Source organism: Streptococcus sp. Marseille-Q7087, from assembly GCF_965111935.1.
Genome location: NZ_CBCOPJ010000001.1, coordinates 956040 through 969135 on the forward strand (window position 1 = coordinate 956040; position 13096 = coordinate 969135).

At 38.4% G+C, this 13096-nt stretch carries 13 protein-coding genes; 9 read left to right on the forward strand and 4 right to left on the reverse strand.

The window, feature by feature from the left end:
- Positions 1-70: 70 nt before the first annotated feature.
- The 4 genes from ACWPVF_RS04950 (at position 71) to lysS (ending at position 3649) form a co-directional block, all read left to right on the forward strand.
- Entirely contained in the window at positions 71-913 is an 843-nt protein-coding gene (locus ACWPVF_RS04950; protein ID WP_414264021.1) for a DUF368 domain-containing protein, read from the forward strand.
- Positions 913-1398 carry an aminoacyl-tRNA deacylase gene (locus ACWPVF_RS04955; protein WP_045614904.1) on the forward strand — a complete coding sequence of 162 codons (486 nt, stop codon included), beginning with the start codon at positions 913-915 and terminating at the stop codon, positions 1396-1398. The genes ACWPVF_RS04950 and ACWPVF_RS04955 overlap by 1 nt, the downstream gene beginning before the upstream one ends.
- Complete coding sequence (locus ACWPVF_RS04960) at positions 1395-2018, forward strand: histidine phosphatase family protein (protein ID WP_045614907.1); 624 nt, start codon at positions 1395-1397, stop codon at positions 2016-2018. The genes ACWPVF_RS04955 and ACWPVF_RS04960 overlap by 4 nt, the downstream gene beginning before the upstream one ends.
- 140 nt (positions 2019-2158) lie before the next feature.
- On the forward strand, positions 2159-3649 hold the full coding sequence (gene lysS, locus ACWPVF_RS04965; protein WP_045614909.1) for a lysine--tRNA ligase: 1491 nt from the start codon (positions 2159-2161) through the stop codon (positions 3647-3649).
- Positions 3650-3732: 83 nt separating this feature from the next.
- Here the strand turns inward: lysS and ACWPVF_RS04970 are convergent, their stop codons facing one another.
- The gene (locus tag ACWPVF_RS04970) at positions 3733-5403 is read right to left on the reverse strand and encodes a formate--tetrahydrofolate ligase (protein ID WP_454385034.1); all 1671 of its coding nucleotides are present in this window, start codon (positions 5401-5403) and stop codon (positions 3733-3735) included.
- A gap of 233 nt (positions 5404-5636) precedes the next feature.
- Here ACWPVF_RS04970 and coaB point away from each other — a divergent pair, with 233 nt between their 5' ends.
- Genes coaB through ACWPVF_RS04985 form a run of 3 tightly spaced genes read left to right on the forward strand, consistent with a single transcriptional unit; the run spans position 5637 to position 7436 of the window.
- Positions 5637-6323, forward strand: coding sequence for a phosphopantothenate--cysteine ligase (gene coaB / locus ACWPVF_RS04975; protein ID WP_454385036.1), 687 nt, complete (start codon positions 5637-5639; stop codon positions 6321-6323).
- 14 nt (positions 6324-6337) lie between these two features.
- Complete coding sequence (gene coaC, locus ACWPVF_RS04980) at positions 6338-6889, forward strand: phosphopantothenoylcysteine decarboxylase (protein WP_454385038.1); 552 nt, start codon at positions 6338-6340, stop codon at positions 6887-6889.
- Entirely contained in the window at positions 6873-7436 is a 564-nt protein-coding gene (locus tag ACWPVF_RS04985; RefSeq protein WP_454385040.1) for an ECF transporter S component, read from the forward strand. The genes coaC and ACWPVF_RS04985 overlap by 17 nt, the downstream gene beginning before the upstream one ends.
- Positions 7437-7471: 35 nt before the next feature.
- On the opposite strand, the gene udk is transcribed toward ACWPVF_RS04985, so the two are convergent.
- From udk to ACWPVF_RS05000, 3 genes are all read right to left on the reverse strand, one after another.
- Positions 7472-8110, reverse strand: coding sequence for a uridine kinase (gene udk, locus ACWPVF_RS04990; protein ID WP_007555045.1), 639 nt, complete (start codon positions 8108-8110; stop codon positions 7472-7474).
- 120 nt (positions 8111-8230) lie between these two features.
- Positions 8231-9964 carry a phosphoenolpyruvate--protein phosphotransferase gene (gene ptsP, locus ACWPVF_RS04995; protein WP_454385042.1) on the reverse strand — a complete coding sequence of 578 codons (1734 nt, stop codon included), beginning with the start codon at positions 9962-9964 and terminating at the stop codon, positions 8231-8233.
- Positions 9965-9967: 3 nt separating this feature from the next.
- Positions 9968-10231 (reverse strand): phosphocarrier protein HPr, encoded by a 264-nt coding sequence (locus ACWPVF_RS05000; protein WP_000146952.1) that lies wholly within the window; start codon positions 10229-10231, stop codon positions 9968-9970.
- A 362-nt stretch (positions 10232-10593) separates the two neighbouring features.
- On the opposite strand from ACWPVF_RS05000, the gene nrdH reads away from it, so the two are divergent.
- Positions 10594-10812 (forward strand): glutaredoxin-like protein NrdH, encoded by a 219-nt coding sequence (nrdH, locus tag ACWPVF_RS05005; RefSeq protein WP_006145603.1) that lies wholly within the window; start codon positions 10594-10596, stop codon positions 10810-10812.
- A gap of 69 nt (positions 10813-10881) precedes the next feature.
- Entirely contained in the window at positions 10882-13041 is a 2160-nt protein-coding gene (gene nrdE / locus ACWPVF_RS05010) for a class 1b ribonucleoside-diphosphate reductase subunit alpha (RefSeq protein WP_454385044.1), read from the forward strand.
- Positions 13042-13096: the final 55 nt, after the last annotated feature.

Consider the following 13096-nt stretch of genomic DNA (forward strand, 5'->3'; position numbering starts at 1 on the left):
TTTTTTATTTCTCTTACTTTGTGATATAATACAAGAAGAGAATTTTAGAGAAAAAATACGGAGAGAGTTTATGTTATCTTGGATTTCAAAAATTATTAAAGGAATTGTTATTGCGTTAGGCTTTATTTTACCAGGAATTTCTGGTGGTGTTCTAGCAGCAATCTTGGGTATTTACGAGAGAATGATTCGATTCTTAGCTCACCCATTTAAAAATTTTAAAGAAGATGTTCTTTATTTTTTACCAGTTGCAATTGGTATGTTACTAGGTATTGGACTATTTTCATATCCTATTGAATATCTCCTTGAACACTATCAGGTTTATGTATTATGGAGCTTTGCGGGTGCCATTATTGGAACGGTTCCAAGCCTTGTAAGGGAAGCTACTAAGGACTCCGAAAGAGATAAGATAGATATGATTTGGTTTTGGGCAACCTTCATCATTTCAGGGATTGGACTTTATGCTTTAAACTTTGTAGTAGGTTCACTAAATGCAAGTTTTACAAGCTTTATCTTAGCTGGTGCCCTTCTTGCTTTAGGAGTTTTAGTTCCAGGATTAAGTCCTTCAAACCTTCTCTTAATTTTAGGACTATATAGTCCAATGTTGACTGGTTTCAAGACTTTTGATTTAATCGGAACTTTTCTTCCAATTGCAATTGGAGCTGGAGCAACTCTGATTATTTTCTCAAAATTAATGGATTATGCTCTTCGTGTCTACCACTCTCGTGTCTATCACTTTATCATTGGGATCGTCCTTTCAAGCACTCTCCTGATTTTGATTCCAAACGCTGGTAATGCTGAGAGCATCAGCTATAGCGGCTTATCTCTTGTTTCCTATGTCATCATCGCCTTCTTCTTCGCCCTTGGCATTTGGTTAGGGATCTGGATGAGTCAATTGGAGGATAAGTACAAATAATGGCAAAAAAAACTAAAGTAAAGAAGACCTTAGTCGAGCAAATATTAGCTAAGGCAGGTGTTGAACACCAAGGGATTCAAATCAATGCTTTAGAGGGAGAGCTTCCTTCTGAGTATGAGAGAAATCACATTTTTAAAACACTAGCTCTTTTAGGGGACAAGACTGGTCCAGTTATTGGGATTATTCCTATTACTGAACATCTTTCTGAAAAGAAATTAGCAAAGATTTCCGGTAACAAAAAAGTGAGTATGATTCCGCAAAAGGATTTAGAAAAAACAACTGGATATATTCATGGTGCAAATAACCCTGTCGGTATCCGTCAAAAACACAACTACCCTATCTTTATCGACCAAACTGCTCTTCAACTGAATGAAATGATTGTTTCCTCGGGGGAAGTTGGTCACAGTATCATTATCAATCCTCAAGATCTAGCATCCTTTGTTAAAGCGAACTTTGTAGATATTTTGGAGGAAAGCAAATCATGAAACTTTACTTTGTCCGTCACGGTCGAACAGTCTGGAATCTAGAAGGTCGCTTTCAAGGTGCAGGTGGAGATTCTCCACTTCTTCCTGAGTCCATTGAGACCTTAAAGGAACTCGGTCAATATCTTAAAGATGTTTCATTCGATAAAATTTATTCAAGTGATTTACCAAGGGCTGTAAAATCTGCTGAGATTATCCAAAGTCAGCTAACAAACCCGTGCCCGCTAGAAAGTGTACCTGAACTAAGAGAATGGCACCTTGGAAAACTAGAAGGGTTAAAAATTGCTACTTTAAATGCAATCTATCCGCAGCAAATTCAAGCCTTTAAAACGAACTTAGCTAAGTTTGATACGAGTATGTTTGAAGCTGAATCACTCTACAGCACAACTCAGCGCACCATTCAATTTATTAAATCTTTGAAAAACACTAAGGTAGAACAACTCTTACTGGTAGGCCACGGAGCAAATCTCACTGCAAGTCTTCGAACACTTTTAGGATTTAATGAAGCGCATCTTCGAAAAAATGGTGGTTTGGCCAATGCAAGTCTAACAATTATAGAGACTGACGACTTCGAAAAATTTAATCTTAAGACTTGGAATGATACTTCCTATCAGAAAAATTAATTGAACTTGATTTACTGCGTCAAGTTCTTTTTAGTTTTTATAGAATATCCGTGAATTTCTTGACTATTTATGATAAAATGGGAGTATCGTGAAAAATTGATTTAATATTTCAAAATTTGATTAAAAATTAGGAGGACCCCATGTCAACAGAACATATGGAAGAATTGAATGATCAGCAGATCGTTCGCCGTGAAAAAATGGCTGCGCTCCGTGAACAAGGAATTGATCCTTTCGGTAAACGTTTTGAACGTACTGCTAACTCTCAAGAACTAAAAGATAAATTTGCTGACCTTGATAAAGAACAACTACACGAATTAAACGAGACTGCTACTATTGCTGGACGTTTAGTCACAAAACGTGGGAAAGGTAAAGTCGGTTTTGCTCACCTTCAAGACCGCGAAGGCCAAATTCAAATCTACGTTCGTAAAGATGCTGTCGGTGAAGAAAACTACGAAATCTTTAAGAAAGCTGACCTTGGTGACTTCCTTGGTGTTGAAGGTGAAGTGATGCGTACAGATATGGGAGAGCTCTCTATCAAAGCTACTCACATCACACACTTGTCTAAAGCACTTCGTCCCCTTCCAGAGAAATTCCATGGACTAACTGACGTTGAAACAATCTACCGTAAACGTTACCTTGATTTGATTTCTAATCGCGAAAGCTTTGAGCGTTTTGTCACTCGTTCAAAAATCATCTCTGAAATCCGTCGTTACCTAGACCAAAAAGGATTCCTTGAAGTAGAAACACCTGTTCTTCACAACGAAGCTGGTGGTGCTGCTGCTCGCCCATTCATCACACACCACAATGCACAGAACATCGACATGGTACTTCGTATCGCGACTGAGCTTCACTTGAAACGCCTTATCGTTGGTGGTATGGAACGTGTGTATGAAATTGGTCGTATCTTCCGTAACGAAGGAATGGATGCTACACATAACCCTGAGTTTACTTCTATCGAGGTTTACCAAGCTTATGCAGACTTCCACGATATCATGGACTTGACTGAAGGAATTATCCAACACGTAGCTAAAGCTGTTAAAGGTGATGGTCCAGTTATCTATCAAGGAACTGAAATCAAGATCAACGAACCATTTAAACGTGTACACATGGTTGATGCAATCAAGGAAATTACAGGTGTTGATTTCTGGAAAGATATGACTTTTGAAGAAGCTAAAGCTATCGCAGCTGAAAAGAAAGTTCCAGTTGAAAAACACTACACAGAAGTTGGTCATATCATCAATGCCTTCTTTGAAGAATTTGTTGAAGAAACATTGATTCAACCAACATTTGTATACGGACACCCAGTAGCTGTATCACCACTTGCTAAGAAAAATCCTGAAGATGAGCGCTTTACTGATCGTTTCGAACTCTTCATCATGACTAAAGAATACGGTAATGCCTTTACTGAGTTGAATGACCCAATCGACCAGCTCAGCCGTTTCGAAGCTCAAGCTAAAGCCAAAGAACTTGGTGATGATGAAGCAACAGGCATTGACTACGATTACATCGAAGCCCTTGAATACGGTATGCCACCAACAGGTGGTTTGGGAATCGGTATCGACCGTCTCTGCATGCTCCTCACAGATACTACTACTATCCGTGATGTATTGCTCTTCCCAACTATGAAATAACAATAAAACTCCTAGAAAATTTCTAGGAGTTTTAAATAACTAGAAAGACAACCTTACATTTGAAGGTTGTCTTTTTTGTTTACTTAGAATAAACCGAGAACTGTTCCATCGCTTTCAACATCCATATTGAGAGCAGCTGGTCGTTTTGGAAGACCAGGCATAGTCATAACGTCACCAGTAAGAGCAACGATAAAGCCTGCGCCAAGTTTCGGTACCAATTCACGAATAGTAATTTCAAAGTTTTCAGGTGCACCAAGCGCATTTGGATTGTCTGAGAAACTGTATTGAGTTTTCGCCATACAGATTGGCAATTTGTCCCAACCGTTTTGTACGATTTGTGCGATTTGAGTTTGAGCTTTCTTCTCGAAGTTTACTTTGCTACCACGATAGATTTCAGTAACAATCTTTTCAATCTTTTCTTGAACTGAAAGGTCATTATCATACAAACGTTTATAGTTAGCTGGGTGTTCGTCAATTGTCTTGACAAGAGTTTCAGCTAGAGCCACTCCACCTTCTGCTCCATCAGCCCATACGCTAGCTAACTCAACCGGAACATCAATGGAAGCACAAAGTTCTTTTAAAGCTGCGATTTCTGCTTCTGTATCAGATACAAATTCGTTAATAGCAACAACTGCTGGAATACCAAACTTACGGATATTTTCAACGTGACGTTTCAAGTTTGCAAATCCTGCACGAACTGCTTCTACATTCTCTTCTGTCAATGCATCCTTAGCAACTCCACCATTCATTTTAAGGGCACGAAGAGTCGCTACAATGACTACTGCACTTGGAGCTGTTGGCAAGTTTGGTGTCTTGATATCCAGGAACTTTTCAGCACCAAGGTCTGCACCAAAGCCTGCTTCGGTTACTGTGTAATCAGCTAAACGAAGAGCTGTTTTCGTTGCCAATACAGAGTTACAACCATGGGCAATATTGGCAAATGGACCACCATGTACAAAGGCAGGTGTACCATAGATCGTCTGAACCAAGTTTGGCTTAATAGCATCTTTCAAAATCAATGCCAAGGCACCCTCAACCTGTAAATCACCAACTGAAACTGGTGTGCGGTCATAACGGTAACCGATAACAATATTGGCCAAACGACGTTTTAAATCTTCAATATCAGTTGCCAAGCAAAGAATAGCCATGATTTCTGAAGCAACTGTGATATCAAATCCGTCTTCACGTGGAATACCATTAAGAGGACCACCGAGACCAACAGTTACGTGACGAAGAGCACGGTCGTTCAAGTCAACAACGCGTTTCCACAGAATACGACGTTGATCGATTCCTAGCTCATTTCCTTGATGTAAGTGATTGTCAATCAAGGCAGAGAGAGCATTGTTTGCTGTTGTAATAGCATGCATATCTCCAGTAAAGTGAAGGTTGATGTCTTCCATTGGTAACACTTGGGCATAACCACCACCAGCTGCACCACCTTTAATCCCCATGACAGGACCAAGAGAAGGTTCGCGGATGGCAATCATAGTTTTCTTACCAAGCTTGTTCAAAGCATCAGCAAGACCGATGGTAATGGTTGATTTCCCTTCACCTGCTGGAGTTGGGTTGATGGCTGTTACCAGGATCAATTTACCGACTGGATTGGTTTCAACTTCACGAATCTTATCAAAGCTTAGTTTAGCCTTGTACTTTCCATACAACTCCAAATCATCGTATGAAATACCAAGTTTCTCAACGACATCAACAATCGGTTTTAACTCAATACTCTGTGCAATTTCAATATCTGTTTTCATAAAAAACTCCTATAGCCTCTAATGTGTTAATTCATTATATCATAAAACAAGATTTTTAACAGTCATTATGATTAGTAACGTTCGTGAATATCGCTAAATAACAGACTTTCTTTATCTCTATCTAAATTTTTATATGCCTTTATAGATTTTAACTATGGATTAACATCCTATTTCCGACCCTTGTTATATCACTTTCATTTTACTTATTGATCATTTTTTTGTACAATAGTTCTATGAAAATTTTAGTTACTTCTGGTGGTACTAGCGAAGCAATTGATAGTGTTCGTTCAATAACCAACCACTCTTCTGGTAGACTAGGTAAGATTATCACCGAAACTCTTCTAGAGGCTGGTTATGAAGTTTGTTTGATTACCACTCTTCAGGCAGTTAAGCCAGTTAGTCATCCAAACTTAACCATCATCGAAATTAAAAATACAGTTGATTTGCTACAAGTCATGAAAGATAAGGTAATGGATTACCAGGTATTAATCCATTCTATGGCTGTATCAGATTACACTCCTGTCTATATGACTGGATTTGGTGAGGTTAAAGCTAGTCAAGATTTAACAGAGTTTTTAGATAAGAAAAATCAGGAAACCAAAATCTCATCTAAGGAAGACGTCCAGGTTCTATTTCTCAAGAAGAATCCAAAAATCATATCTCTTGTTAAAGAATGGAATCCTAAGATTCACCTGATTGGATTTAAATTACTGGTTGATGTCAGCCAGGAACATCTGATTCAAATTGCTCGGGAAAGTCTTGAAAAGAACCAAGCTGATTTAATTGTCGCAAACGACCTTACTCAGATTAGTAACGAGCAACATAAGGCTTACTTAGTTGAAAAAAATTCTTTCCAAACTGCTATGAGTAAACATGAAATTACCGATTTACTCCTCGAGAAAATCAAAAGTTATGACTAAAAGAAAGGAATTTTATGGCCCGTATTACACTCGCTATTACAGGATCTATTGCTGCATACAAGACAGTTGACCTAGTTAGTTCTTTAAAAAAACAAGGGCATTCTGTTACTGTTCTTATGACTCAGTCAGCAACAGAATTCATTCAGCCATTAACTTTACAAGTACTATCACAAAATACTGTACATCTCGATGTCATGCACGAACCTTTTCCAGATCAAGTGAATCACATTCAAATAGGAAAAGAAACAGATTTATTTATCGTAGTTCCTGCGACAGCCAATACAATCGCTAAATTAGCTCACGGTTTTGCTGACAATATGGTGACTGCTACTGCTCTTGCTTTGCCACACTTTGTACCCAAACTATTGGCTCCAGCTATGAACACAAAGATGTATGACCACCCTGCGACCCAAGCTAATCTTAAAACTTTAGAAGATTATGGTTATACAATTATTTCTCCCAAAGATTCTCTACTGGCCTGTAGGGATACAGGTCGTGGTGCTCTCGCTGATCTCGAAACTATTTTACAAGAAATAAAGGATAAAATTCATGAACAAACGCTCTAATATTGCTCCAATCGCTATCTTTTTTGCTATTATGATTGTTATTCATTTACTAAGCTCGATTTTATTTAATGTACTTCCCTTTCCAATCAAACCAACCATCGTTCACATTCCAGTAATTATTGCAAGTATTATCTACGGACCAAGAATCGGTGCAACCTTAGGTTTTCTAATGGGAATGCTTAGCTTAACAGTTAATACTCTCACAATCCTGCCAACAAGCTATCTCTTCTCACCATTTGTACCAAATGGTAACTTTTATTCAGTTGTGATTGCAATTGTTCCTCGTGTCTTAATCGGTTTGACCCCTTATTTCGTCTATAAACTACTAAAGGGAAGAGCTGGACTCATCTTTGCAGGTGCACTTGGTTCACTCACGAATACAGTTTTTGTCTTAGGCGGTATCTTCTTTCTCTTTGGTAATGTTTTTGATGGAAATATTCAAAAACTATTAGCGACTGTTATCTCAACAAATTCAATCGCAGAATTAATTATCTCAGCCATCTTAACTCTCGTCATTGTTCCAAGACTTGAAAAAATTAAACAATAAAAACTGTATCAAGAGATACAGTTTTTTTATTTCTATTACTGGGCTAAACGAGCTTCTTCTAAAATCTTTTCAATCTTTGTTGTCAGTAAATCAATTGCTACTGTATTGGTTACACCTTCAGGTATCACAATATCAGCATAGCGTTTAGTAGGCTCGATAAACTGATGATACATAGGTTTTACGACTCCAAGGTATTGATCAATGACGCTGTCTAAACTACGACCACGTTCTTCCATATCGCGTTTAATACGACGAATGATACGGACATCATCATCAGTATCTACAAAAATCTTAATATCCATCAAATCACGAAGGCGTTTGTCTTCTAGAACTAAGATTCCTTCTACAATAAAGACGTCTTGAGGTTCTTGACGATAGGTTTTCGAGCTTCTTGTATGGGCAGCATAATCATAGGTAGGAATATCAACAGGACGCCCCGCCAACAATTCCTTAATTTGCTCAATCATCAAGTCAGTATCAAAAGCAAAAGGATGGTCATAATTAGTTTTGATTCGTTCTTCAAAGGTTAAATGTGATTGATCTTTATAGTAGGAATCATGCTCAATCATAGAGATTTTCTCATTTGGAAAATGTGACAAGATAGCCTTCGAAACACTGGTTTTTCCTCCACCAGATCCCCCTGTTACTCCGATAATGATTGGTCTGTTTTGCATAGTTGCCTCCGTATTTTTCCTTTGTCTATTTTACCATATTTTTAGAAAATTTTACAGGATGACTTTTCAAATTAGAGTACAAAAAACCTTGTAGTTTAGTTCTACAAGGTTTTAATGTTTTTAATCAAAGTTAACGTATTCTTTAGAAAGTTCAAGAACTTCTTCCATTGTTGAACATTCAGTAAGAGCACGGTTAGCGTATTCTTGCATCTTAGCTGTGTCAAGTTTCTTCATCAAGCTACGTGTACGAAGTACTGAAGTAGCTGACATAGAGAACTCATCCAAGCCCATTCCAACAAGAAGTGGAACAGCTGTTTGGTCACCAGCCATCTCACCACACATACCAGCCCATTTACCTTCAGCGTGAGCTGCTTTGATCACGTTATTGATCAAACGAAGAATTGATGGGTTATATGGTTGGTAAAGGTATGAAACTTGTTCGTTCATACGGTCAGCAGCCATTGTGTATTGGATAAGGTCGTTTGTACCAATTGAGAAGAAATCAACTTCTTTAGCAAATTGATCCGCAAGCATCGCTGCAGCTGGTATTTCAATCATGATACCAACTTGGATATCATCTGCAACAGCAACGCCTTCAGCAACCAATTTTGCTTTTTCTTCTTCAAGAATAGCTTTTGCAGTACGGAACTCTTTCAACAAAGCAACCATTGGGAACATGATACGCAATTTACCGTGAACAGATGCACGAAGCAAGGCACGCAATTGTGTACGGAACATTTGGTTACCAGTTTCAGAAATAGAGATACGCAAAGCACGGTAACCCAAGAATGGGTTCATTTCTTTAGGAAGATCGAAATAAGGAAGTTCTTTATCCCCACCGATATCCATTGTACGAACGACAACAGGTTTACCGTTCATACCTTCAAGAACTGCTTTGTAGGCTTCGTATTGATCGTCTTCTGTTGGGAAGTCTTGTGAATCCATGTACAAGAATTCTGTACGGTAAAGACCGACAGCTTCTGCACCATTATCATTCACACCTTCAACGTCTTTAGGTGTTCCAATGTTTGCAGCCAACTCAAAGTGTTTTCCATCAGCAGTAACTGTTTTAGCATCTTTCAAAAGAGCCCATTCAGCTTTTTGTTTAGCGTAAGCTTCACCAGCTGCTTTGAATTCTGCAATTTGTTCTTCACTTGGGTTAATTACAACTTCACCAGTAATACCTGAAACTGCCAAAACGTCGCCGTCTTTTACAAGTTCAGTGATGTTGTTTGTACCCAAAACAGCAGCAATTTCAAGTGTACGAGCCATAATAGCTGAGTGGCTTGTACGTCCACCAATGTTTGTTACAAAAGCTTTTACAAAGTTTTTGTCCAATTGAGCAGTATCAGATGGAGTCAAGTCATGTGCAATCACGATTACTTCTTCATTAATAGAAGCTGGGTTTGGTAACTTCTTACCAAGAAGATTTGCCAAAACACGTTTTGTAACGTCGCGGATATCCGCTGCACGTTCTTGCATGTATGGGTTGTCTTCCATTCCTTCGAAGATAGTGATAAACATGTCTGTAACTTCTTTCAGACCTGCTTCTGCATTTACTTTCTTAGCGCGAATCGTTTCTTTAATCTGACCGATCAATTCAGGGTCAGCAAGAACCATCAAGTGAGCGTCAAATACTTGCGCTGCTTCTTCACCAAGCGTACCTACAGCTTTCTCACGGATAAGAGAAAGCTCGTTTTGAGAAGCTTCAAGAGCAACATCCAAACGAGCCTCTTCTGCATTTGTATCTTCGACAGTAATAGTTTCGAAAGATAAATCCGGTTGAACGAGTAGATATGCTTTTGCAACAGCAACACCATCAGATGCTGCAATTCCTTTAAGCATTTCTGTCATTTCTTATGCCAATCCTTCTTTTTCCATTGTTTCTGAGATAGCAGCGATAGCGTCATCAGCGTCTGCACCTTCAGCAGTGATTGTAACGTCAGCACCTTGACCAACACCAAGGCTCATAACACCCATGATAGATTTAAGGTTAACTGATTTACCTTTGTACTCAAGAGTAATATCTGAAGCAAATTTGCTAGCAGTTTGTACCAACAATGTTGCTGGACGTGCGTGAATACCTGTTTCTGCCACTACGTGGAAATCTTTAGAAGCCATAATTTGACTCTCCTTTAAATGTTTTCTTTTTGAGTTATATCTGATAACCCTTACAATTTGGTATTATATCACCTTCTAGGATTTTTTTCAAGTATTTTATGGGATTTCTTCTTTTTCCTTTCAGATAACTTGCTGAAAATCTTCTATTTTATGTATCAAAATACATCATGTAGTTTTTTATAGTTTTAACATTTAGAAAACGCTGTTATTTATGGGTTTTATTTTTTTGTAATCACTACATATTGTGTTTTGACATCTATCATCGAAAAAAATTCTACAATATTTAGTTTTTCTTCGTTGACAAAGATTTTTTTTCTGATATACTTAAGAAGTAATTAAATTTTTGAAAGAGGAGTTACAGAATGGTAACCGTTTATTCTAAAAATAATTGTGTTCAATGTAAAATGACCAAACGTTTCTTAGATAGTAACAATATCGCTTATCGCGAAATCAATCTTGACGAACAACCTGAATTTATTGAACAAGTTAAAGAGCTTGGCTTTAGCGCTGCTCCTATCATTCAAACACCAACTGAAGTTTTCTCTGGTTTCCAACCAGCAAAACTTAAAAAACTTGCTTAAGTATCAGGATTAAAAGCTTCTATGTAAATCTTAGAAGCCTTTCTTTTGTAATGAAATAAAGGGAATTTTATGGGATTAAAACAACTTGAGGATGTAACATACTTCCGTCTAAATAATGAAATTAACCGTCCTGTTAACGGACAAATCATGCTCCACAAAGATAAAGAAGCTCTGGATGCTTTCTTTAAAGAAAATGTTGTGCCAAATTCTATGGTTTTTGATTCTATCACTGATAAAATCGATTACCTTATTAAACAAGACTATATCGAAACAGCCTTTATCAAGAAATATCGTCCAGAATTCTTAGAAGAGCTTTACCAATTTATTAAGGATCAAAACTTCCAATTCAAGTCTTTCATGGCAGCATACAAGTTTTACAATCAATATGCCTTGAAAACTAATGACGGAGAGTACTATCTTGAGAGCATGGAAGACCGTGTCTTCTTTAACGCTCTTTACTTTGCTGATGGTGACGAAGCTATCGCAATTGATATTGCCAATGAAATCATCCACCAGCGTTACCAGCCAGCTACACCTTCTTTCTTGAATGCAGGCCGTGCACGTCGTGGTGAATTGGTATCCTGTTTCTTGATTCAGGTAACAGATGATATGAACTCTATTGGACGTTCTATCAACTCAGCTCTTCAACTTTCACGTATCGGTGGTGGTGTCGGAATTTCCCTCAGCAACCTTCGTGAAGCTGGAGCACCTATCAAAGGGTATGAAGGGGCTGCTTCTGGTGTCGTACCAGTTATGAAGCTTTTCGAAGATAGCTTCTCTTACTCTAACCAACTAGGTCAACGTCAAGGGGCTGGGGTTGTTTACCTTAACGTCTTCCACCCAGACATTATTGCTTTCCTTTCTACTAAGAAAGAAAATGCTGATGAAAAAGTTCGTGTCAAGACTCTTTCACTTGGTGTTGTGGTACCAGATAAATTCTACGAATTAGCACGTAAGAATGAGGAAATGTATCTCTTCAGTCCTTATTCTGTTGAAAAAGAATATGGCGTACCTTTCAACTATATTGATATCACTGAAAAATACGATGAATTGGTTGCAAATCCAAACATCCGTAAGACAAAAATCAAAGCTCGTGATTTGGAAACTGAAATTTCTAAATTGCAACAAGAATCTGGTTACCCTTATGTAGTCAACATCGATACGGCTAACCGTGCAAATCCTGTTGATGGAAAGATCATCATGAGTAACTTGTGTTCAGAGATTCTTCAAGTGCAAGAGCCTAGCTTGATCAACGATGCTCAAGAATTCATTAAAATGGGGACCGACGTTTCATGTAACCTTGGTTCAACCAACGTGGTCAATATGATGACTTCACCTGACTTTGGTCGCTCAATCCGAGCTATGGTACGTGCATTGACCTTCGTTACTGATAGTTCTCATATCGTCGCTGTTCCTACTATCGACCACGGAAACAGCCAAGCGCACACATTCGGACTTGGAGCTATGGGTCTTCACAGCTATCTTGCCCAACAATTGATCGAATATGGATCTCCTGAGTCTATTGAGTTCACCAGCATTTACTTTATGCTCATGAACTATTGGACTCTCGTTGAATCAAACAACATCGCGCGTGAACGTGGTATCACCTTCCACAACTTTGAAAAATCAGACTATGCTAACGGAAGCTACTTCGACAAGTATGTGACAGGCGAATTTGTTCCAAAATCAGACCGTGTTAAAGAACTCTTCGAAGGTATCTTTATCCCAAGTGCTGCTGACTGGGCTGAACTTCGCGATAAAGTTAAAGCAGATGGTCTTTATCACCAAAACCGTTTAGCTGTCGCTCCAAATGGTTCTATCAGTTACATCAATGACGTATCTGCTTCTATCCACCCAATCACTCAACGTATTGAAGAACGTCAAGAGAAGAAAATTGGTAAGATCTACTATCCTGCTGCAGGATTGTCAACAGAAACCATTCCTTACTACACTTCTGCTTACGACATGGATATGCGTAAGGTCATTGATGTTTATGCTGCTGCTACTGAGCACGTAGACCAAGGTCTCTCACTGACTCTCTTCATGCGTAGTGATATCCCAACAGGTCTTTACGAATGGAAGAAAGAAAACAAACAAACGACACGTGACTTGTCTATCCTCCGTAACTATGCCTTCAACAAGGGTATCAAGTCTATCTACTACGTCCGTACCTATACAGATGACGGCGGTGAAGTTGGTGCTAACCAATGTGAAAGCTGTGTGATTTAAGGACTAACTGATAACCTCTATACTAAGATTAGGCAGTAACAAAAAGTCGGTATTC

Coding starts and splice junctions, on each gene's coding strand:
- ACWPVF_RS04950 (WP_414264021.1), top strand. CDS start 71: ATGTTATCTTGGATTTCAAAAATTATTAAAGGAATTGTTATTGCGTTA.
- ACWPVF_RS04955 (WP_045614904.1), top strand. CDS start 913: ATGGCAAAAAAAACTAAAGTAAAGAAGACCTTAGTCGAGCAAATATTA.
- ACWPVF_RS04960 (WP_045614907.1), top strand. CDS start 1,395: ATGAAACTTTACTTTGTCCGTCACGGTCGAACAGTCTGGAATCTAGAA.
- lysS (WP_045614909.1), top strand. CDS start 2,159: ATGTCAACAGAACATATGGAAGAATTGAATGATCAGCAGATCGTTCGC.
- ACWPVF_RS04970 (WP_454385034.1), bottom strand. CDS start 5,403: ATGAAAACAGATATTGAAATTGCACAGAGTATTGAGTTAAAACCGATT.
- coaB (WP_454385036.1), top strand. CDS start 5,637: ATGAAAATTTTAGTTACTTCTGGTGGTACTAGCGAAGCAATTGATAGT.
- coaC (WP_454385038.1), top strand. CDS start 6,338: ATGGCCCGTATTACACTCGCTATTACAGGATCTATTGCTGCATACAAG.
- ACWPVF_RS04985 (WP_454385040.1), top strand. CDS start 6,873: ATGAACAAACGCTCTAATATTGCTCCAATCGCTATCTTTTTTGCTATT.
- udk (WP_007555045.1), bottom strand. CDS start 8,110: ATGCAAAACAGACCAATCATTATCGGAGTAACAGGGGGATCTGGTGGA.
- ptsP (WP_454385042.1), bottom strand. CDS start 9,964: ATGACAGAAATGCTTAAAGGAATTGCAGCATCTGATGGTGTTGCTGTT.
- ACWPVF_RS05000 (WP_000146952.1), bottom strand. CDS start 10,231: ATGGCTTCTAAAGATTTCCACGTAGTGGCAGAAACAGGTATTCACGCA.
- nrdH (WP_006145603.1), top strand. CDS start 10,594: ATGGTAACCGTTTATTCTAAAAATAATTGTGTTCAATGTAAAATGACC.
- nrdE (WP_454385044.1), top strand. CDS start 10,882: ATGGGATTAAAACAACTTGAGGATGTAACATACTTCCGTCTAAATAAT.